Raw genomic sequence first — 21,107 nt, forward strand, 5'->3', positions numbered from 1 at the left:
TTTGGTGTGATAACTAGCAAATTTAATAATCAGACTAGAGGAGAATCAGATGAGAAAAATTTTTGGACTAATGGGTGGTGTTTTTTTGTTAGGCGCTTTAAGTGGATGCTCTTCAGATAGTGGGGCTTCCAGAGGTACAATGTCTAACTCAAGTAACACACAAGTGGCTGAGTCGCAAAATAGTAGCCAGCAAAGTACTGAAGCTTCCAGCAGGAATCAGCCGACTCCAGCCACAGATGAAACGATTCTCGTAGCCTTCTTTTCCCGATCGGGTGAAAATTATAACGTAGGGTATGTTGAGAGAGGTAATACCGAACTATTGGCTGAAATGATTCATGATCAAGTTGGTGGAGACTTATTTCAGATTGAAACGGTGGAAACCTATCCCGAAAGTTACGATTCGATGACGGAGATTGCCCAAGAGGAGCGGACTGCTAACGCACGCCCTGAACTTGCGACAACCATTGAAAATCCTGAACAGTATGATGTAATTTATCTGGGGTATCCCATTTGGTGGGCGGATATGCCGATGGCCATGTATACCTTTTTAGAAACCTATGATTTTTCTGGAAAAACCATCATTCCATTTTCTACCAATGAAGGTAGTAACTTGGCTAGTACCATTTCCAGCGTTCAAACAGCACAACCGGATGCGACTGTTTTAGATGGTTTTACCATTCGGGGTCAAATGGTTCAGGAAGAACAGGATGAAGCGAGCAATCGGGTCAACGATTGGTTAGAAAACATTTCGTATTAAAAAGATTTCATTGAAAATTTAAATTATCAAAGGAAAATGGAGGCCAACGTCTATGAAACTATTAATTTTAGGTGCAGCAGGTCAAATTTCTAAAATGTTGACTACGAGATTACTGCAAGAGACAACAGATGATTTAGTCTTATATGCGCGTCAGGCAGAAAGTCGTATTAAGAATGTTGATCCAAGTAGAGTAACAATTGTTTCAGGGGATTTTAACAAGCAAGAACAACTGGAAGCCGCTATGAACGGGGTAGATGTTGTTTATCTGAATGATATGAATTCACCGAAGGCAACGGGAACAATTGTCGCAGCTATGAAAAAGCAAAATGTACCTTGGATAATTGGCGCCACATTTCTGGGGATTTATGATGAAGTAATTGGTGAGTTTGGCAAATGGAATGCCCGCATGGTTGGAGCAGAAGGTACACATCGGCATAAAGAAGCGGCAGAAATTATCGAAAATTCTGGTTTGAATTATTCTCTGTTGCGTTTAACCTGGTTATATAGCGAACCTGGAAATGTACAGTACGCTATTAGTCAAGAGGGTGAGCCTTTCATTGGAGCGGAAGTCTCTAGAGAAGCGGTGACGCAATTAGTAATGGATATTCTAAAAGATTTAGACACATACAAAAATACTAGTTTAGAAGTCAGTGAACCCAATACAGATTTTCCTAAACCATCATTTTATTAAAAATAGAATGAGCGGAATAAAGCCTATTACACTAAAATGAAACTTGTATAACAGATTTTATATTAAAAATGAATGGAGAGAATCAATTATGAAGGCAACAATTTTTGTAGAACCAGGAAAAATGGAAATTCAAGACATTAAAAAACCAGAAATTAATGGGCCAGACCAAGCGATCATTCGTGTCGTGAGAGCCAGTGTTTGTGGTTCAGATTTATGGTGGTACCGTGGGATTTCTGATAAAGAAAAAGGGAGTACAGCAGGACATGAAGCCATCGGTGTTGTCGAAGAAGTCAGTGAAGATGTTACAAACGTTAAAGTTGGCGATTTTGTAATTGTGCCATTTACTCATGGATGCGGTCATTGCGCCGCTTGTCTTGCAGGTTTTGACGGTGATTGTCTGACTCATTCAGCTGGCTCAAGCAGTTTCCAAGCAGAATATATTCGCTATGTCAGTGCTAACTGGGCACTAGTAAAAATCCCTCGTCAACCTGAGGATTATTCCGATGACATGTTAAAATCTTTCCAAGCTTTAGCAGATGTAATGGCGACTGGTTTCCATGCAGCCAAAACTGCGGAAGTCAAGGAAGGCGACACCGTGGTGGTGATGGGTGATGGTGCTGTTGGTCTCTGTGGTGTTATTGGAGCAAAATTATTAGGCGCCAAAAGAATTATCGCCATGAGCCGGCATGAAGATCGTCAACAATTAGCGATTGAGTTTGGAGCAACCGATATTGTCGCTGAACGTGGTGAAGATGCGGTGAACAAAATTATGGAATTAACTGAAGCTGGTGCCGATGCTGTTTTAGAATGTGTTGGAACGAAAGAATCCATCGAAACAGCCGTGAAAGTTGGTCGTCCTGGAGCAGTTGTAGGCCGGGTAGGGGTGCCTCATATTGATGAGTTAGATACAAACGCACTCTTCTGGCGTAATATTGGCTTGCGAGGCGGTGTTGCGGCTGTAACAACTCATGATCGAGCCATTTTATTAGAGGCCGTTTTGAAAGGCGAGATTAATCCCGGTAAAGTATTCAACAAACAATTTGCTTTAGACGATGTGCAAGCTGCTTATGCTGCGATGGATGAACGGATTGCGATAAAATCTTTGTTGGTGATGGATAATTAAAGTCAAACTGTGACTCTCTTTTTAAATATAAACGCAAAATAAGCGATTATCAAAAACACCTGTCAAAATCAATTTTGATGGGTGTTTTTTGCTTGGGCAGCTCTTCAGTGTAGCGAATCATTAATAGGTGACAATTAGAATGGGGAAAAAAGCCAAGAATTTTATCAATACAATTCACATAAGATTTTGGAAAATTATAAAAATTAGCAGCTCGATAATGCTATTTATTTTGCTACAATGGGGCGTATTAAAGGAAATGAAAGTGGAAATGAAATGAATTTTCGCTTAAAATAATGAGTGGATTAAAAATAGTAAACAATTGAAATTGTAGAAAGCATGAAGGCAGCTTGTTTGAGAAATCTTCAGTGCAAAATAATGCTGCATGGCGAAATGGATGAAAGCTTTTTAACATATGAAAGTTTATAAAATAAGGAGAAAAATCAATAATGAGTAATGAAGTAACAATACAATGGTTTCCCGGTCACATGGCCAAAGCACGGCGGGAAGTCTCTGAAAAATTAAAATATGTAGATATTGTCTTTGAGCTGGTGGATGCCCGGCTACCGTTATCTTCAAGAAATCCGATGTTGGACCAAATTATTCAGCAAAAACCTCGGTTAGTCTTGTTAAATAAAGCGGATTTAGCGGACCCTAAACAGACTCAGCTGTGGGTTCAGTATTTTAAAAATCAAGGGGCCAAGGCCTTAGCAATTAATGCTCAGGATAATCAAGGGACTAAAAAAATTATTCCGACTGCTAAAGAAGCCTTGGCTGAAAAAATTGCTAGAGATAAAGCGCGGGGACTAAAGCCTCGGGCGATTCGGGCGATGGTCATCGGTATTCCAAATGTTGGCAAGTCCACTCTGATGAATCGTTTAGTTGGTAAAAAAATTGCCGTGACAGGGAACAAACCTGGGGTCACGAAGGGTCAGCAATGGCTGCGGATGGGTACTGATTTAGAATTATTAGATACGCCGGGAATTTTATGGCCGAAGTTTGAAGATGCCGAGATTGGAAAAAAAATGGCCTTAACAGGAGCCATCAAAGACCAATTGATTCATCTGGATGATATGGCCCTTTATGGCTTGGAATTTTTTAGCCGATTTTATCCGGAACGTTTGCAGGAACGTTATAATTTTTCAGAAGAAGAAATTTTTTTGGCACCAGTTGAACAGCTGATGCTGATTACCAAAAAAAGAGGCTTTCGTGATGACTTTGAACGGGGTAGTGAGATGATTGTCCATGAAATTCGCGGGGGCAAATTAGGCGGTTATACGTTAGATCGCTACGAAGAATTTGGTGAAGCAAATGACTGAGAAGCCAACCTTAATTGCAGAAATAAAAAAACAATTAGCTGAGATTTCTGATGTAAATGACAATCGTATCCAGCTCTGGCAAGATGATTCCCGCAAAGGCGTTCAAACAGCCCTTAACCAATGGCAAAATCGGTTGGCTAAAGAAGCGCAGCTTATTGAAAATTATCAAAAAATGCAGGAGTTTGAAAAGCGGGCTTACCTCAAGGGCTACAAGTATATTGCTGGGATTGATGAGGTCGGCCGTGGTCCTTTAGCTGGCCCAGTGGTGAGTGCGGCAGTCATTTTAACATCAGATGCCAATTTAATTGGCATCAACGATTCCAAACAGCTTTCCCAGCAAAAGAGAGCGGCACTTTTATTAGAAATAAAAAAACAAGCTGTCGCAATCGGTGTCGGTATCATTGAAGCGGAGGTAATTGATCAGGTCAATATTTATGAAGCGACGAAGCTGGCGATGCAGGCGGCAATTGATCAGTTAGAACCGCAGCCTGATTTTTTATTAATCGATGCCATGAAACTTGCCAATAATCTTCCCCAAGAAAATTTAATTAAAGGGGATGCCCGCTCGATTTCGATTGCAGCGGCAAGTATTGTTGCCAAGGAAACACGGGATCAAATGATGCAGGAGTTTGCGGAAGTTTACCCCGGCTACGGCTTTGAAAAAAATGCCGGCTATGGCACAAAAGAACACTTAGCTGGTTTAGAAAAATTCGGTATCACGGCAATTCACCGCCGCAGTTTTGCGCCTATTAAGGATATGTAAGATGAAAGAATCTTTTTTCTGCGAATACTATTGAAAGTATTTCAGAAAAGAGGTTTTTTTATGTTAAAGGAATTAAAGAAATTAATGTTAAGGCTGGTTTATTGTAGAGGAATTGGCAATCTTGGTCGGCTTAAGGTCCTGCGTTTTTGTCTAGCGAATGAGACGACTCAGTTGAGTTTGTATGAGATTCAGCGGATTGCTCGGATTGAGAAGTATCGTTTGGATTTTTACGATTCTTGGCTCAAAGCACAAATTATGGCGGAAAAGAATCAGCGACCTTTTTTTACAATTTTGGATGAAGAGTATCCTTTATTTTTGCAGGAAATTTATAATCCGCCAAGCTTGCTTTTTTATCAAGGCAATTTGGATTTTTTAAAAACGCCGGCTCTGGCAATTGTCGGTACGCGGGATGCCTCTGAACAGGCTGGCAAAGTTGTCCAGCAAGTATTGCCGGAATTGATTGAACATAATTTTACAATTGTCAGCGGCTTAGCTAAAGGTGTCGATAGTCTAGCCCATAAACTGACGGTAACCAAACAGGGGCGAACGATTGCGGTCGTCGGCTGCGGTTTGGATCGAACCTATCCCAAGGAAAATTATTATTTGCAAAAGAAATTAGCAGAGGAACATCTGATTTTATCTGAATACCCTGATGGCACTCAGCCGCTACGCTATCATTTTCCAATGCGCAATCGAATTATCGCCGGATTAACCGTGGGGACTTGCGTTGTCGAAGCAAGACAACGCAGCGGTTCACTGATTACGGCACAGATGGCTTTAGACTTTGGTCGGGAAGTTTTTGCTTTTCCGGGAGCCTGTGATAATCCCCGGGCCACTGGCTGTCTGCAGCTAATTCAAGAAGGCGCAAAATGTGTGATTTCGACTCAAGATATTTTGGATGAGCTAACGCCATACTTGTAAAAAAATTCTCGAAAATAGTTAAAAAAAGAAGCTGTATTTTTCTTCAGCAAATTTTCTCTCCTTGACAAATGTTTTTTCAATCGCTATCATAGGCTACGATTTGTAACATGTCTTCCAGGTGCTCTATATAATAGAAGAAAAAGAAAAGAGGTAGCCCAATATATGGCTTATAAATACTTAGTTATCGTGGAATCACCAGCTAAGGCAAAAACAATTGAAAAATATTTGGGGAAAAATTATAAGGTTGTGGCCAGCGTCGGACACGTCCGAGATTTACCAAAAAGTAAAATGGGAGTCGATTTTGAAAATAATTTTGAACCCCATTATATTTCGATTCGTGGTAAAGGCGATGTCATCAAAGGCTTGAAGTCTGCAGCTAAAAAAGCTGAAAAAGTTTATCTCGCAAGTGACCCGGATAGAGAAGGGGAAGCCATTGCTTGGCATTTGGCATTTCTGTTAGGTCTTGATTTAAAAGATAAAAATCGGGTAGTCTTTAATGAAATTACTAAAGATGCCGTTAAAGCAGCCTTTAAAGAACCACGGGCGATTGACTTAGATTTAGTGGATGCCCAACAAGCTCGCCGGGTTTTAGACCGGATTGTTGGCTATTCAATTAGTCCAATTTTATGGCGTAAAGTTAAAAAAGGCCTGAGTGCTGGCCGGGTGCAGTCAATTGCCTTAAAGATGATTATTGACCGAGAGCAGGAAATTCGTGATTTCATTCCAGAAGAATATTGGAGTGTCGATGGTAATTTCCAAAAATTAAAGAAAAAATTTAAGGCAAACTTTTGGGGCATGGACGGCAAAAAGAAAAAATTACCAAATGCTGAGAGTGTTAAAGAAGTGACCCAACGGATTACCGGTAAAGACTTTGATGTTACCAAAGTTGAGAAAAAAGAGCGCAAACGCAATCCAGCGTTGCCTTTTACCACAAGTAGTCTGCAACAAGAAGCGGCCCGCAAGCTAAACTTTAGAACCCGCAAAACTATGATGGTGGCTCAACAGCTGTATGAAGGAATTAAAATCGGTCGGACTTCTGTCGGATTAATCACTTATATGCGGACGGACTCGACACGGATTGCCGACAGTGCGAAGGAAGAAGCCGCAGAGTTTATCGAAACGACTTACGGCAAAGAATTTTCAGCCCATGGTCAACGGAAAACTAAAAATGCTCAAGGGGCTCAAGATGCCCATGAAGCGATTCGGCCTTCAAGCACCCTGCGGACACCGCAGGAAATGGAAAAATATTTAGACAAAGACCAGATGAAATTGTATTCTTTGATTTGGTCTCGCTTTGTCGCTAGTCAAATGACACCGGCGATTTTAGACACGATGAAGGTGACTCTTAACCAAAATGATGTCATTTTTATCGCTAATGGGTCTAAGGTGAAATTCCAAGGCTTCATGAAGGTCTATGTCGAAGGTCGCGATGATGGTAAGGAAGAAAAAGATAATATCTTACCGGATTTAGTCGAAGGTGATATTGTTCAATCAGTAGACATCGAACCGAAACAACATTTTACCCAGCCACCTGCGCGTTTCAGTGAAGCGACGCTCATCAGAACGCTGGAGGAAAATGGTGTCGGCCGTCCGTCAACTTATGCACCAACTTTAGATACCATTCAACGCCGCTATTATGTGAAGCTCACGCAAAAACGCTTTGAGCCTTCTGAGCTAGGGGAAATCGTCAATTCATTAATCGTCGAATTTTTCCCGAATATTGTCGATGTTCATTTCACGGCTTCGATGGAATCTGATTTGGATAGTGTTGAAGAGGGCAAGGAGGAATGGGTCAAAGTCATTGACCGCTTCTACGGACCTTTTGAAAAAGAGCTGACAACAGCGGAAGAAAAAATTGAAAAAATTCAAATTAAAGATGAGCCAGCTGGTTTTGACTGTGATGTTTGTGGCCATCCAATGGTGATTAAACTCGGTCGTTACGGCAAGTTTTACGCCTGCAGCAATTTTCCTGATTGCCGCAACACCAAGCCGATTATTAAAGAAATCGGCGTGACCTGTCCCGTCTGTCATGAAGGTCAGGTTGTCGAACGCAAGTCGAAAAAAAATCGTTTGTTCTACGGCTGTACTCGTTATCCTGATTGTGATTTCACCTCTTGGGATAAACCAGTCGGTCGGGATTGTCCAAAATGTGGCAAGTATCTCGTTGAAAAAAAAGTTAAGGGTGGCAAACAAGTCGTCTGTATCAACGGAGACTACGAAGAAGACGTACAAAAATAAAATATAAGTTAAAATTGGTGCATTTCACAAATTGTTTCGATATGATACAATCAGTGAACATGTACCAATTTTATTTTTAAAGCGAGGGAAAAAGATGTATCCAACTGTAAATGTCATCGGAGCGGGTCTGGCCGGCAGTGAAGCTGCTTGGCAAATTGCCGAAAGCGGCGTACCCGTCCGTTTAATTGAAATGCGTCCGGTCAAACAAACACCGGCGCACCAAACGGAAAATTTCGCAGAGTTAGTCTGCTCAAACTCTTTGCGGGGCAATAGCTTGGCCAATGCGGTCGGCGTCTTAAAAGAAGAAATGCGCCGGTTAAATTCAGTGGTCATCACTTCGGCTGATGCAACAGCGGTTCCCGCTGGTGGTGCGTTAGCAGTCGATCGAGATACTTTTTCTGAAATGATTACCAACCGGGTGAAAAATCATCCACTTGTCACGGTGGTCAATGAAGAAATAACTGAGATTCCAGAAGGGATTACTGTTATTGCGACAGGCCCATTGACTTCTGAAGGATTGAGCCAAGCAATCAAAGACTTTAACGGCTCAGATGGCTTTTATTTTTACGATGCCGCTGCGCCAATTATTGATAAAAATACGATTGATATGGACAAGGTTTATCTGAAATCCCGCTATGATAAAGGGGAAGCTGCCTATCTAAATTGTCCAATGACTGAAGAAGAGTTTAAAGCCTTCCATGAAGCTTTGGTGGCAGCTGAGGTTGTGCCACTGCGAGAATTTGAAAAAGAAAAATATTTTGAAGGCTGTATGCCAATTGAAGTGATGGCCGAGCGGGGCTTTAAAACGATGCTCTTTGGTCCGATGAAACCAGTCGGCTTAGAAGACCCCAAGACCGGCAAACGACCATATGCTGTCATTCAATTGCGCCAAGATAATGCGGCTGCTTCTTTATACAATATTGTTGGTTTTCAAACCCATTTGAAGTGGGGAGAACAAAAACGTGTTTTCCAAATGATTCCTGGTTTAGAAAATGCCGAATTTGTCCGCTATGGCGTGATGCACCGCAATAGCTTTATGAATTCACCAGAGCTATTGAAGCCAACTTATCAATCAGTTAAGCGGGATGATTTATTTTTTGCCGGACAAATGACAGGTGTCGAGGGTTATGTGGAAAGTGCTGCTAGTGGTTTATTGGCTGGGACTAACGCCGCTCGTCTCGCAAAAGGTTTGGCGCCAATTGAAATGCCGCAGGAATCCGCTATCGGTTCCATGGCCTATTACATTACCCATGCAGCTGGCAAACATTTCCAACCGATGAACGCCAACTTTGGCTTGTTCCCTGAATTGCCGGAAAGAATTCGCGATAAAAAAGAACGCTATGCGGCTTTAGCTGAGCGGGCTTTAAATGCAGTCGCAGATATGACGACAACAGCTGAATAAGCGAGTTTGTAAAAAGAATTTAAGAAAAGCAGAGGGATTGTATGCCAAAGACAACTTTTTTTAATTTATCGAAGGAAAAACAAGAGCGGATTTTTAAAGCGGCAGTCGGCGTATTTTCAAATACGCCGTTGCGGGAGGCAAAGGTTTCTGAAATTATTAAACAAGCCGATATTTCCCGTGGCGCTTTTTATAAGTATTTTGAAAACGTCGATGACTTATTTCAGTGGACCTATCAGCAGATTAAAGTCGATGCCCATAACTTAATTTTCACGGCGCTTGAAAACACCAAAGGCGATTTATTTTTGGCGCTGGAAATGTTTTTCTTAGATTTTTTAAAAAGTGTCGACAGCTCCCATTACCAAGGCTATTTCAAAGTTATGATGCTTAATGGCGAAGTTGAACTAGATCAGCAGGTCCTGACAACGCCGCCGAATGGGGAAACCCAAGAAGTTGGCATTCAAAAGCAGTTTTTCACTCTGATAAATACGCGGGATTTAAAGCTGACGAATGGTCGCGAATACCAAGAGCTGGTCAATTTTATTATGGATATTATGCATCAGCTAATCAAACAGCATCTGATTATGCATCAACCGTCAGAAAAAACTAAGGCGCAATTTCGCCAGCGGCTTTTATGGATTGAAAACGGCGTAAAAAAATAAACGACTAAATAATTTTTGCAAGAGTTTTCCTGTTTGCTAACGGGAGGACTCTTTCTTTTTTTAAAAATAATTTGCATAAATCGTAAAAATATTTAGAATTGTTTTATATGAGAGTTTAATTCTGACAATTAAATTGTTTTCTAATATAGCTTGTGGTAGAGTTTAATTTAACGAAGGGAAGGAATGCAATGACTGAAAAAAATTGGCCTTCAGAATTTTATCGTTATTTGCTCTTTGAACGGGGTTATTCTGAGAAAACACAGCAGGCATATCAAGAAGACTTAGAAGATTTTTTAGAATTCTTGCGCTTGTCCGGTGATGAAGAGTATCTAAAAATTGACCATCTAGATGTCAGGGCTTACTTGGCCTTATTAGCCGAAAAAGCCTACAGTCGAAATTCTCTTAGCCGCAAGATTGCCAGTCTGCGTTCCTTTTATCAATTTTTATTGAAACAGCAGGTCATAGAAGAAAATCCTTTTTCTTATGTGCATCTAAAACGCGGCAGTATTCGGTTGCCCCGCTTTTTCTACGAAGATGAAATGGCGGCGCTTTTTGAAAGTGTTCAAGGGGAGAAACCGCTGGATTTACGAAACCGAGCGCTTTTAGAGGTGTTATATGGTTCTGGTCTGCGCTTAAGCGAAGCCGCCGACTTAGAAATGACAGCTTTAGATTTTGATAACGAAGTCATGTTGATTCACGGAAAAGGCAATAAAGAGCGCTATGTTCCGCTGGGTTCCTTCGCGGCAGATGCCCTACAAGATTATTTTACTAATGGCCGTGAGCCTTTGATGAAAAAATATGGCCAAGAGCACAGTAAAGTTTTTATTAATCATCGAGGCGAGGCGATTACCCCGACTGGGATTGAATATGTTTTAAACCAAGTCATCAAAAAAAGCAGTTTAAACAGTGACATCCATCCCCATATGCTGCGGCATACCTTTGCCACTCATTTATTAAACAACGGGGCAGATATGCGGACTGTGCAGGAATTATTGGGACACGCCAATTTATCGACGACACAGATTTACGCCCATGTAACTAAGGAGAGTCTGCAGAAAAATTATCGCAACTTTCATCCTCGAGCCTGATGAATTTTTTGAGCAGGCGCTTTATACTAACTACTCTAAGATTTAAGTTCCTGTCACTTCATTTTGAGTTCATCTGTTGGACTTATTTTAAAAGGAATCTAAATTTTACCAATCTTTTGAAATTTAGCTAAATGCGATAAAGGAGACGTAACTATGACAGAATCACAATTTCACTCAACAACAATTTGTGCCGTTGAATTAAACGGCAAGTTTGCCATGGCGGGTGACGGCCAAGTAACAATGGGGGAATCCGTTGTTATGAAGGGTACCGCCCGCAAGGTACGACGGATTTATAATGGCGAAGTGGTAGTCGGCTTTGCCGGCAGTGTCGCCGATGCCTTTACCTTAGAAGAGAAATTTGAAGCGAAGTTAAACGAATACAACGGCAATTTGCAACGGGCGGCAGTGGAATTAGCGCAGGAATGGCGGACTCAACAATCGATGCAAAAGCTTGAAGCGATGCTGATTGTTATGAACAAAGAAGAAATGTTATTGGTTTCTGGTACAGGTGAAGTGATCACCCCAGACGATGGTATCTTAGCAATTGGTTCCGGCGGCAATTTTGCATTGTCCGCCGCTAGAGCGATGAAACGCTATACCAAACAGGAAATGACGGCCGCTGAAATTGCCAAAAATGCGCTGGAAATCGCCGCAGATATTTGTATTTTTACCAACCATAATATTATTGTCGAAGAAATTAAGTGAGGTTAAATCATGACTGAATTAAATAAAACGCCAAGACAGATTGTCACAGAACTAGATGAATATATTGTCGGCCAACATGAGGCCAAAAAAGCAGTTGCAGTTGCCTTGCGCAATCGCTATCGCCGTTTACAATTAGATGAACAGATGCAAGAGGACATCACCCCCAAAAATATGTTGATGATTGGGCCAACTGGTGTTGGTAAAACCGAAATTGCCCGCCGTTTAGCTACGATTGTTGATGCGCCGTTTATCAAAGTGGAAGCGACTAAATTTACCGAGGTCGGCTATGTCGGCCGTGACGTTGAATCGATGGTCCGAGACTTAGTAGAGAATGCTATTCAAATTGTTGAAAAGCAACAGTATTCCGGTGTCTATAGCCAAGCGCTAAAAAGAGCCAACAATCGCTTGGTCAAAGTGTTAGTACCCGGCTTGAAAAAAGAACAAAAGCAAAGCAATAACCAATTTGATCAGATGATGCAGATGTTTAACGCCGCACAAAAACCAGAAGAACAAGAAGAAGTTACCGATGAAATCCGCGTAAATCGCAAAACTGTCTTAGAGCAATTGGAAAGAGGACAGCTGGATGAGCGGGAAGTCACCATTGAAGTCGATGAGGTTAAAAAGTCTGCTCCAATGATGAATAACGGGCTTGAGCAGATGGGCATTGATTTAAACGAGACCTTAGGGGCGTTATCACCGAAGAAAAAAATCGAGCGGACAGTCACAGTTAAAGAGGCCCAAGAATTACTCGTCAAAGAAGAATCCTCCAAAATTGTCAATGATGCGGACATTCACAGTGCCGCAATTAAGCTCGCTGAGTCAAACGGAATTATTTTCATTGATGAAATGGATAAAATCACCTCTAAATCGCAACAATCCGGTGAAGTTTCTAGAGAAGGCGTGCAACGAGACATTTTACCGATTGTCGAAGGTTCTCAAGTCAATACCAAATACGGAGCGATTCAAACGGATCATATTCTATTTATCGCTTCAGGAGCCTTCCATCTATCCAAACCAAGCGATTTGATTCCAGAATTGCAGGGGCGTTTTCCAATCCGCGTTGAGCTGGATGATTTATCAGCAGAGGATTTTGTTAAAATTTTGACGGAGCCAAATAATGCTTTGGTGAAACAATATATCGCGTTAATCGCCACTGAAAATGTGACAGTTACCTTTACCAAAGAAGCTATTGAGCGGATTGCGCAAATCGCCTTTGATGTCAATCGGGATACTGACAACATCGGCGCTCGTCGCTTACACACGATTTTAGAAAAATTATTAGAGGATTTGCTTTTTGAAGCACCAGATATGCAAATGGGAGAAATTACAATTACAGAGGCTTATGTCAACGAAAAACTGGACAGCATTGCCACCAATGAAGACTTAAGCCGCTTTATCTTATAATTTAAAAAATGGGAGGAAACACAATGAACTTATTGGAGAAAACTCGGGAGATTAATCAATTACTGCAACAAAAAAATTCTTTTGATCTAAACACGGAACTGCCCTACGATAAAATGGCCTTAATTCTGGGGGATGTCTTGGATAGCAATGCTTATATCATCAGTAAAGAGGGAGCTTTGCTGGGCTACAATGAACGGCATGACGTGAATAACGATCGAGTGAAATCCATGTTCATTGAAAAACAGTTTCCCAAAAATTATACAGATCGTGTCGATTTGTTAGACAAAACAGAAGCTAACATTCCAATCGACAGTGCAATGACTGCCTTTCCTGTGGAATTACGCAGTGATTTCCCCAATGGTCTAACGACGGTTGTCCCCATCTTTGGAGCAGGAGAACGTTTAGGAACGATTATCTTGTCCCGCATGGAAAAAAACTTTGATGATGATGATTTGGTGTTAGCAGAATATAGCGCCACAGTGGTTGGGATGCAGGTCTTGTATCAAAAATCCCGCAGCATTGAAGATGAAGTCCGCAGTGCGACCGCCGTACAAATGGCCGTTAATACTTTGTCTTACAGCGAATTAAAAGCTGTGCAAGCCATTTTTAAAGCACTAGATGGCGACGAAGGCCGCTTGACCGCTTCAAACATTGCAGATGAAATCGGGATTACCCGTTCGGTGATTGTCAACGCGCTCCGTAAATTAGAGTCGGCGGGCATTATTGAATCCCGTTCTTTAGGGATGAAGGGAACGTATTTGAAGGTCTTAAATTCTCGTTTCAAAGAAGAACTAGCCAAGCACGACTACTAAAATAAAAAAGGAGGAGCAGCGTATGATTACAATTGAAAATCAACAATTACAGGCAACCTTTAGCACATTAGGAGCAGAATTAATTAGCCTTAAGGGGAAAAAGACAAATATTGAATACATTTGGAATGGTAATCCTGAATTTTGGAATCGCCATGCGCCCGTGCTCTTTCCTTTTGTGGGGCGTTTAAAGGACAATCAGTATCAATTTAGAGGCAAAACTTATCAGATGGGGCAACACGGCTTTGCCCGGGATATGGAATTTACCATTACGCAGCAAAGTCCAACTGACATTACTTTCACTTTAGTTAGCGATGAAAAGACAAAGACCAATTACCCCTTCGATTTTCAGTTGAACATTCGTTATTCAGTTGGCGGCGATGGGCTGATGGTGGTATACGAGGTAGTTAACACGGGTGCTGACGAGATGTATTTTTCAATTGGCGGACATCCGGCATTTAATGTACCTTTAGAAGCTGGTCTAAATTTTGAAGATTACTTTTTGGATTTTTCACCAAAAAAATCCCGCACTAAGTTACCGTTAGCAGGACCCTATATCGATTTAGACCAAAGAACTCTAGCACAAACCAATACCGCCATTAGTCTCAGCCATACGCTTTTCAAAGAGGATGCTTTAGTGTTTGAAACAAGAGGCTTAAACAGTTATACCATTGCCAGTGAAAAATCGGAACACAGCGTCACCTTGAGCTATTCGGATATGAACTTTGTCGGCATCTGGTCGCCTTATCCCAAAGAAGCGCCTTTTGTTTGTATCGAACCATGGTGCGGCGTGGCCGATACTTTGGGAACAACCGGTGAATTAAGCGAAAAATTCGGCATTAAGCACTTGGCTTCTCAAGGAAAATTTACTACCAAATATGCGATTACGATAAAATAAAAAACGTTTGAATGCTCAAACGTTTTTCTTGCTACTATTTAAGCCAAAGGGAATCCGACTTTCTGTACCATTTTTAATGCGTTGAATATTTTCCTTGTGACGATAAAAAATGAAGGCGGAGACCCCGATGGCGATGATGTGCAATAACCAATCCTGCTGTGCCAAAATCCATGGAGCAATGTAGGGAATTACAAAAGTTGAAATAGTAATCAAAACAGCGGCAATCATGCTGGATAAACTCACCATGCTGGTAATCGCCAAACAGATGATAAAAATGCAACAGCTGTAAATGAAAAATGGTGGCGAATAAGCTAGTAGCATACCGGCGCTTGTTGCAACGGCTTTCCCCCCTTTAAATTTGGCGAAAACTGGGAACGTGTGGCCTAAGATGGCACAGACACCAAACCAAAGCGGATTGACATTTGTCAAATGGAAAATCAGCGGTAGGCTAGTGGCCAATGTGCCTTTTAAAATATCCATAAATAAGACGATGGTGCCAGCGGTTTTTCCCAACACGCGAAAGGTATTAGTGGTTCCGCTATTGCCACTGCCAAATTGGCGGATATCCTTATGGAAAAATATTTTTCCAATCCAAACACCAGAGGGAATTGAGCCTAATAAATAGGCAATAAGTAGAAAAAATAGTATATTCATTTTTGACCTTCTTCTTCAGAATTTCTTTGTAAAGTTTAACATGTTTGTCAGGTAAGCTCAATAATAAACGGAGGGATTATCATGAGTTTTAACAATCCAAGTCAAGAAGTAATTTTTGATTATTTAACCAAAGCTAAAAAAATTGCCATCGTCGGCTTAAGTAATAAAGAGGACCGCACCAGCTATCAGATTGGGGAGCTTTTACAGGAGCAGGGCTATCAAATTTTCCCTGTTAATCCGGTTTTAGCTGGTCAAACTATTTTAGGAGAACCGGTAGTCGCAAGTCTTTTAGATCTTGAAGAGCAAATGGATATTGTCGATATTTTCCGTCGCAGCGAATTTTTACCAGAGGTCGCTGCTGAGTTTGCTCAACGAAATGATGGTGTTTTTTGGGCTCAGCTTGGCTTAGAAAACGACGAGGCAGCCGAAATTTTACAAGCTGCAGGCAAAAAAGATGTCGTGATGAACCGCTGCATTAAAATTGAGCTTGCCAAAATGGATATCCGTTAATTTTTGAAAAAAATCAGCCAAATACCTGAACTATTTTTGACGAAACCTTCAAGAGGATGTATAGTAACAAAGCATCCGTTCTTTCTGCTGATGTGCCGTCTGCTTCGTTTTAAGACAGCGACAGTCAGCCTCGGAAAAACTGAAGGAGTCTTAAAAATAGTCGGGTATTTTATTTTTGGCAAATTATATGACATAATAAATTGTTTGACTCGAGTCAAGAAATGCTAGGAGATTAAATTTTTTAAAAAAGTTTCTTAAAAATTTTTGTCCACATTTCATAATAGTTTATGATAAGATAGTTGCAGTATTTTTGAAATAAGTTAAAAGTAGTGAGTATGAAGGGGTTTTTTAGATGCCTAAAGCAAAAAGTAATGAATACAACGACGCCTCGATTCAGGTATTGGAGGGTCTTGAGGCAGTCCGCAAACGGCCAGGAATGTATATTGGTTCCACCGATAGCCGCGGGTTGCACCATCTAGTTTATGAAATCGTCGATAATGCTGTCGATGAAGCGCTCTCTGGTTTCGGGAATGAAATCGATGTAACGATTCATCCGGATAACAGTATCAGTGTAGCGGACTACGGTCGCGGAATGCCTGTTGGGATGCACGCTTCTGGCAAGCCCACCGTCCAAGTTATTTTTACCGTCTTGCATGCTGGTGGGAAATTCGGTCAAGGCGGCTATAAAACTTCCGGTGGTCTGCATGGTGTTGGGGCCAGCGTGGTGAATGCCCTTTCTAGCTGGCTAGATGTCATCATTGTGCGAGATGGTGTCGAATATGAAATGAAATTTAAAAACGGTGGTCAGCCGGTGGGCACCCTGAAAAAAATCGGCAAAACTAAAAAGAAAAATGGCACGCTGGTTCATTTTCTACCAGATGATACGATTTTTTCAGCGACTAAGTTTTCTTACGAAACGCTGTCTGAGCGTTTGAGAGAATCAGCTTTTCTTTTACGAGGCGTCAAGATTACATTGACAGACTTAAGAGGAGATGAAGCCGTCGAAGAAGTTTTCTTTTTTGAAGAAGGTATCAAGGAATTTGTTGATTATCTAAACGAAGAAAAAGACACGTTGACTCCGGTTGTTTATTTTTCCGGTGAAAAAGAAGGCATTGAAGTCGAGCTAGCTTATCAATACAACGATGGCTACTCTGAAAATGTTTTGTCCTTTGTCAATAACGTTCGGACTAAAGACGGCGGGACCCACGAAGTCGGTATGAAGACTTCCATGACCAAAGCCTATAATGAATATGCTCGTAAAGTCGGTTTGCTAAAAGAAAAAGACAAAAATCTTGAAGGTAGCGATTTTCGTGAAGGCTTGGCGGCAGTGCTCTCGATTCGGGTACCAGAAAACTTATTACAGTTTGAAGGGCAAACGAAAGAGAAACTTGGAACACCAGCTGCTAGAAATGTCGTCGACAATGTCGTCGGCGAGCAGATGGGCTTTTATCTGCAGGAAAATAGTGAAATGAGTCAGATGCTGATTCGTAAGGCGATTAAAGCCAGAGAAGCTCGAGAAGCTGCCCGCAAAGCCAGAGAAGAAAGCCGTAACGGTAAAAAACGTAAAAAAGGTGAATCTCTTTTATCTGGTAAGCTGACGCCAGCCCAATCGAGAAATGCGAAACGCAATGAACTGTATTTAGTCGAAGGTGATTCGGCCGGAGGTTCTGCTAAGCAAGGCCGAGATCGGAAGTTTCAAGCAATCTTACCTTTACGGGGTAAAGTTATTAACACCGAAAAAGCCAAGATGCAGGATATTTTGAAAAACGAAGAAATCAATACGATGATTTATACGATTGGCGCAGGCGTTGGTCCGGAGTTTTCGATTGAGGACTGTAATTATGATAAAGTCATTATCATGACCGATGCCGATACCGATGGTGCTCACATCCAAGTCTTGTTGCTAACCTTCTTTTATCGCTACATGAAGCCTTTGATTGAAGCAGGCAAAGTGTATATCGCTTTGCCGCCGTTATACAAAGTTTCAAAAGGCGCCGGCAAAAAGCAAGTAGTTGAATATGCTTGGACGGATGAAGAATTACAAGATGTCACCAAAAAAGTTGGCAAAGGCTACATGCTGCAGCGTTACAAAGGTCTTGGGGAAATGAATGCTGATCAGCTTTGGGAAACGACGATGAATCCAGATACCAGAACCTTGATTCGCGTTCGGATTGATGATGGTGCTTTGGCAGAACGCCGTGTGACTACCTTGATGGGAGATAAAGTTGAACCCCGCCGAAAATGGATTGAAAGCCATGTCCAATTTACCTTAGAAGAAGATGGCAGTATCCTAGATCAACAAGAAGAAGGCGCAGTCGCAACGGCAGCTTTAGAGACAGCTGCTTCAGCAGAAAATGAAATTTCTGAGGTGGAAAACATTAGTTTATTTGAAGACGAGTAATATCTGTCTTTAAGAAAAGCGCTATGAGAAAGGAACAAACTTGTGGAAAAACGACAAGAGATTCAAGAACTAACCCTTGAAAACGTCATGGGAGATCGTTTTGGTCGCTATTCAAAATATATTATCCAAGAACGGGCTTTGCCAGATATTCGTGATGGTCTAAAGCCGGTTCAGCGGCGAATTTTATTTTCGATGGACAAAGACGGCAACACCTTTGACAAGGGCTTTAGAAAATCGGCAAAATCCGTCGGGAATATCATGGGGAATTATCATCCCCATGGTGACAGCAGTATCTATGAAGCGATGGTGCGGATGAGCCAAGATTGGAAGCTACGGGAAGTTTTAATTGAAATGCACGGCAATAACGGTAGCATGGACGGTGACCCGCCGGCAGCGATGCGTTATACAGAAGCCCGCCTTTCTGAATTGAGCGGCGAATTGTTGCGGGATATTGAAAAAGAGACAGTTGACTTTGTTTGGAATTTCGATGATACCGAAAAAGAACCGACCGTTTTACCGGCAAAATTCCCCAATTTATTAGTCAACGGCTCTACTGGGATTTCCGCTGGATATGCCACAGAAATTCCGACCCATAATTTAGGGGAGGTCATTGACGGCACAATTCATTTAGTCGACCATCCAAATGCAACTTTGGAAAAATTGATGACCTTTATTCCTGGACCGGATTTTCCAACTGGCGGCATTTTGCAAGGAAAAGAAGAAATTCGCAAAGCCTATGAAACCGGCCGGGGAAAAGTTATTTTGCGGTCATTGACGCGAATTGAGGATATTAAAGGCGGCAAACAGCAAATCGTTATCAATGAAATCCCTTATGAAGTCAATAAAGCCAATCTTGTCAAAAAGATGGACGAGATTCGTTTGACAAAGAGAATTGACGGAATTGCTGAGGTGCGGGATGAAAGTGATCGGACTGGCTTGCAGATTGTGGTGGAATTAAAAAAAGATGTCAATGCTCAAGGGGTTTTAAATTATTTATTTAAAAATACTGAGCTGCAGATTAATTACAATTTCAACATGGTCGCCATTGATAATATGACACCCCATCAAGTTGGCTTGAAACGCATTTTAGAAAGCTATATCACCCATCGTAAAGGGGTGATTATTAAACGCAGTCAATATGAATTGACCAAAGCGGAAAAACGCGCTCATATCGTTGACGGTTTAATTAAGGCCTTGTCGATTCTTGATGAAGTGATTGCGGTGATTCGTGGTAGTAAAGATAAAAAAGATTCTAAAAATAATTTAGTTGCCCGCTTTGATTTTACAGAAGAACAGGCAGAAGCAATTGTGACTTTGCAGCTGTATCGTTTGACCAATACAGATATCACACAGTTGCAACAGGAACAACAAGATTTACAAGCAACAATTGCTGAGCTGAAAAAAATTATTGAAGACGAAGGCGAACTGTTAAAAGTTCTCAAGTCAGAGTTACGAGACGTTAAGAAAAAATACGCCAACAAACGCCTGACAAAAATTGAAGATGAAATCCAAGAAATTACGATTGATACGAAGGTCTTGATTGCCCAAGAAGATGTTGCGGTTACGGTCACCAGAGAAGGTTACATCAAGCGCAGCAGCTTACGTTCATACAGTGCTTCTAAGCCAGAAGAAATCGGTATGAAGGATGGCGACCATATTTTATATAGCGGTCAGCTGAATACGTTAGATCATTTACTCTTGGTTACTAATAAGGCCAATGTAATTTATCGGCCTGTGCATGAACTGCCTGATTTAAAATGGAAAGACCTAGGCGAGCATATTTCTCAAACGATTCTCAATTTGGCAATTGATGAAGCCATTATTGGTGTCTTTCCTTACAGTGACATTTCTGAGACGAAAAATTTCGTCTTTATCAGTAAAAATGGTTTGATTAAACAAACGGCCATGAAGGAATTTGAACCATGGCGGACCTATAAGAGTCGGCCTGCCAGCTGCATGAAATTTAAAACCGATGACGATGCGTTGGTTGCCAGCTACTTGACTGATGCTGTTGCCGATTTGGATGTTTTCTTAGTTAGTTACCGTGGTTTTGGCCTGCGCTATCCACTGAAGGAAGTTCCAGTGGTGGGAGCGAAGGCAGCTGGTGTTAAATCAATGAACTTAAAGGACGGCGACTACGTTGTCAATGGCCTTTTAGTATACAGCGAAGGCGATAACCCGATTATTATGGTGACACAGCGGGGAGCAGTTAAACGAATGCTAGCCCAAGAGCTGACCCAATTAGGTCGGGCTAAGCGGGGGCTGATGGTGCTGCGGGAATTGAAAAATAATCCGCATCGGGTCTTTTATATGGGAGCGTCAAACGGCGATTCTTTAATTTTACTGGGAAATAATGGTGAACAAAAAGAATTAATTCCAGCTGATATCCCAATTAATGATCGAACTTCAAATGGTTCTTTTGCCATGGATGAAAAACAAACCGGCGGAATCGCTGAAGTCTACATTAAAAAGTCACCAAAAATTCTTGAAAACGACTAACACTGTTACACTTTCTGTAACAGATACCCTTTCTGTTTTAGTACAGAGAGGGTCTTTTTTTGTTCCTGTTTAGTTTATTTTTTAATAAATATTAAGTTTTATTAAAACGTTCACAAGAGTGGAAATGGCTTTAAATCAAAGTTTATCTTGATTTAAAAAACAAATGTTTCTGAGATGTTAAAAAATCTACAAGCAAAGGCTTGCAAAATGATTCGAACGTGTTATACTATCGTTGTAAAGCTGTTATGGTTTTAAAAGACATTGAGGGG

Annotated in this window: 17 protein-coding genes and 1 pseudogene; 17 read left to right on the plus strand and 1 reads right to left on the minus strand. The window is 41.3% G+C overall.

Annotated elements, in window-relative coordinates; all coding sequences use genetic code 11:
• Window positions 1-49: 49 nt before the first annotated feature.
• The 14 genes from ACYSNU_RS12485 (at window position 50) to ACYSNU_RS12550 (ending at window position 14,774) form a co-directional block, all read left to right on the plus strand.
• Window positions 50-757 carry a flavodoxin gene (locus ACYSNU_RS12485; protein WP_461737548.1) on the plus strand — a complete coding sequence of 236 codons (708 nt, stop codon included), beginning with the start codon at window positions 50-52 and terminating at the stop codon, window positions 755-757.
• A gap of 52 nt (window positions 758-809) precedes the next feature.
• On the plus strand, window positions 810-1,448 hold the full coding sequence (locus ACYSNU_RS12490) for an NAD(P)H-binding protein (protein ID WP_461737549.1): 639 nt from the start codon (window positions 810-812) through the stop codon (window positions 1,446-1,448).
• Window positions 1,449-1,536: 88 nt separating this feature from the next.
• Entirely contained in the window at window positions 1,537-2,571 is a 1,035-nt protein-coding gene (locus ACYSNU_RS12495) for a zinc-dependent alcohol dehydrogenase family protein (RefSeq protein ID WP_461737550.1), read from the plus strand.
• 446 nt (window positions 2,572-3,017) lie between these two features.
• Complete coding sequence (gene ylqF / locus ACYSNU_RS12500; protein ID WP_461737551.1) at window positions 3,018-3,887, plus strand: ribosome biogenesis GTPase YlqF; 870 nt, start codon at window positions 3,018-3,020, stop codon at window positions 3,885-3,887.
• Window positions 3,880-4,650 (plus strand): ribonuclease HII, encoded by a 771-nt coding sequence (locus tag ACYSNU_RS12505; protein WP_461737552.1) that lies wholly within the window; start codon window positions 3,880-3,882, stop codon window positions 4,648-4,650. The genes ylqF and ACYSNU_RS12505 overlap by 8 nt, the downstream gene beginning before the upstream one ends.
• A gap of 60 nt (window positions 4,651-4,710) precedes the next feature.
• Window positions 4,711-5,571 carry a DNA-processing protein DprA gene (dprA, locus tag ACYSNU_RS12510; protein ID WP_461737553.1) on the plus strand — a complete coding sequence of 287 codons (861 nt, stop codon included), beginning with the start codon at window positions 4,711-4,713 and terminating at the stop codon, window positions 5,569-5,571.
• A 162-nt stretch (window positions 5,572-5,733) separates the two neighbouring features.
• Window positions 5,734-7,809 carry a type I DNA topoisomerase gene (topA, locus tag ACYSNU_RS12515; protein WP_461737554.1) on the plus strand — a complete coding sequence of 692 codons (2,076 nt, stop codon included), beginning with the start codon at window positions 5,734-5,736 and terminating at the stop codon, window positions 7,807-7,809.
• Window positions 7,810-7,903: 94 nt separating this feature from the next.
• Window positions 7,904-9,211, plus strand: a complete 1,308-nt coding sequence (gene trmFO, locus ACYSNU_RS12520; protein WP_461737555.1) for an FADH(2)-oxidizing methylenetetrahydrofolate--tRNA-(uracil(54)-C(5))-methyltransferase TrmFO — start codon at window positions 7,904-7,906, stop codon at window positions 9,209-9,211.
• A 41-nt stretch (window positions 9,212-9,252) separates the two neighbouring features.
• Window positions 9,253-9,870, plus strand: a complete 618-nt coding sequence (locus ACYSNU_RS12525) for a TetR family transcriptional regulator (protein ID WP_461737556.1) — start codon at window positions 9,253-9,255, stop codon at window positions 9,868-9,870.
• Between the two features lie 188 nt (window positions 9,871-10,058).
• Entirely contained in the window at window positions 10,059-10,958 is a 900-nt protein-coding gene (gene xerC, locus ACYSNU_RS12530) for a tyrosine recombinase XerC (protein WP_461737557.1), read from the plus strand.
• A 153-nt stretch (window positions 10,959-11,111) separates the two neighbouring features.
• On the plus strand, window positions 11,112-11,663 hold the full coding sequence (gene hslV, locus ACYSNU_RS12535) for an ATP-dependent protease subunit HslV (RefSeq protein WP_265457063.1): 552 nt from the start codon (window positions 11,112-11,114) through the stop codon (window positions 11,661-11,663).
• 9 nt (window positions 11,664-11,672) lie between these two features.
• On the plus strand, window positions 11,673-13,067 hold the full coding sequence (hslU, locus tag ACYSNU_RS12540; RefSeq protein WP_461737558.1) for an ATP-dependent protease ATPase subunit HslU: 1,395 nt from the start codon (window positions 11,673-11,675) through the stop codon (window positions 13,065-13,067).
• 23 nt (window positions 13,068-13,090) lie between these two features.
• Entirely contained in the window at window positions 13,091-13,879 is a 789-nt protein-coding gene (gene codY / locus ACYSNU_RS12545; RefSeq protein ID WP_461737559.1) for a GTP-sensing pleiotropic transcriptional regulator CodY, read from the plus strand.
• 22 nt (window positions 13,880-13,901) lie between these two features.
• On the plus strand, window positions 13,902-14,774 hold the full coding sequence (locus ACYSNU_RS12550; RefSeq protein ID WP_461737560.1) for an aldose 1-epimerase family protein: 873 nt from the start codon (window positions 13,902-13,904) through the stop codon (window positions 14,772-14,774).
• A gap of 15 nt (window positions 14,775-14,789) precedes the next feature.
• On the opposite strand, the gene plsY is transcribed toward ACYSNU_RS12550, so the two are convergent.
• Window positions 14,790-15,428: a glycerol-3-phosphate 1-O-acyltransferase PlsY gene (plsY, locus tag ACYSNU_RS12555; protein ID WP_461737561.1), complete on the minus strand. Its 639-nt coding sequence runs from the start codon at window positions 15,426-15,428 to the stop codon at window positions 14,790-14,792.
• Between the two features lie 81 nt (window positions 15,429-15,509).
• Between plsY and ACYSNU_RS12560 the strand changes: the two genes are divergently transcribed.
• The 3 genes and pseudogenes from ACYSNU_RS12560 to parC form a co-directional block, all read left to right on the plus strand.
• Window positions 15,510-15,938, plus strand: coding sequence for a CoA-binding protein (locus ACYSNU_RS12560; RefSeq protein WP_461737562.1), 429 nt, complete (start codon window positions 15,510-15,512; stop codon window positions 15,936-15,938).
• Window positions 15,939-16,290: 352 nt separating this feature from the next.
• Window positions 16,291-18,339: a DNA topoisomerase IV subunit B gene (gene parE, locus ACYSNU_RS12565; RefSeq protein WP_461737563.1), complete on the plus strand. Its 2,049-nt coding sequence runs from the start codon at window positions 16,291-16,293 to the stop codon at window positions 18,337-18,339.
• A 42-nt stretch (window positions 18,340-18,381) separates the two neighbouring features.
• Window positions 18,382-20,653: pseudogene (gene parC / locus ACYSNU_RS12570) on the plus strand (DNA topoisomerase IV subunit A); the annotation flags it as partial.
• Between the last annotated feature and the right edge of the window lie 454 nt (window positions 20,654-21,107).

Source organism: Enterococcus sp. LJL120 (assembly GCF_054871765.1).

Coding starts and splice junctions, on each gene's coding strand:
- ACYSNU_RS12505 (WP_461737552.1), top strand. CDS start 3,880: ATGACTGAGAAGCCAACCTTAATTGCAGAAATAAAAAAACAATTAGCT.
- parE (WP_461737563.1), top strand. CDS start 16,291: ATGCCTAAAGCAAAAAGTAATGAATACAACGACGCCTCGATTCAGGTA.
- codY (WP_461737559.1), top strand. CDS start 13,091: ATGAACTTATTGGAGAAAACTCGGGAGATTAATCAATTACTGCAACAA.
- trmFO (WP_461737555.1), top strand. CDS start 7,904: ATGTATCCAACTGTAAATGTCATCGGAGCGGGTCTGGCCGGCAGTGAA.
- ACYSNU_RS12550 (WP_461737560.1), top strand. CDS start 13,902: ATGATTACAATTGAAAATCAACAATTACAGGCAACCTTTAGCACATTA.
- ACYSNU_RS12495 (WP_461737550.1), top strand. CDS start 1,537: ATGAAGGCAACAATTTTTGTAGAACCAGGAAAAATGGAAATTCAAGAC.
- hslU (WP_461737558.1), top strand. CDS start 11,673: ATGACTGAATTAAATAAAACGCCAAGACAGATTGTCACAGAACTAGAT.
- ACYSNU_RS12525 (WP_461737556.1), top strand. CDS start 9,253: ATGCCAAAGACAACTTTTTTTAATTTATCGAAGGAAAAACAAGAGCGG.
- hslV (WP_265457063.1), top strand. CDS start 11,112: ATGACAGAATCACAATTTCACTCAACAACAATTTGTGCCGTTGAATTA.
- plsY (WP_461737561.1), bottom strand. CDS start 15,428: ATGAATATACTATTTTTTCTACTTATTGCCTATTTATTAGGCTCAATT.
- ACYSNU_RS12485 (WP_461737548.1), top strand. CDS start 50: ATGAGAAAAATTTTTGGACTAATGGGTGGTGTTTTTTTGTTAGGCGCT.
- dprA (WP_461737553.1), top strand. CDS start 4,711: ATGTTAAAGGAATTAAAGAAATTAATGTTAAGGCTGGTTTATTGTAGA.
- ACYSNU_RS12490 (WP_461737549.1), top strand. CDS start 810: ATGAAACTATTAATTTTAGGTGCAGCAGGTCAAATTTCTAAAATGTTG.
- topA (WP_461737554.1), top strand. CDS start 5,734: ATGGCTTATAAATACTTAGTTATCGTGGAATCACCAGCTAAGGCAAAA.
- xerC (WP_461737557.1), top strand. CDS start 10,059: ATGACTGAAAAAAATTGGCCTTCAGAATTTTATCGTTATTTGCTCTTT.
- ACYSNU_RS12560 (WP_461737562.1), top strand. CDS start 15,510: ATGAGTTTTAACAATCCAAGTCAAGAAGTAATTTTTGATTATTTAACC.
- ylqF (WP_461737551.1), top strand. CDS start 3,018: ATGAGTAATGAAGTAACAATACAATGGTTTCCCGGTCACATGGCCAAA.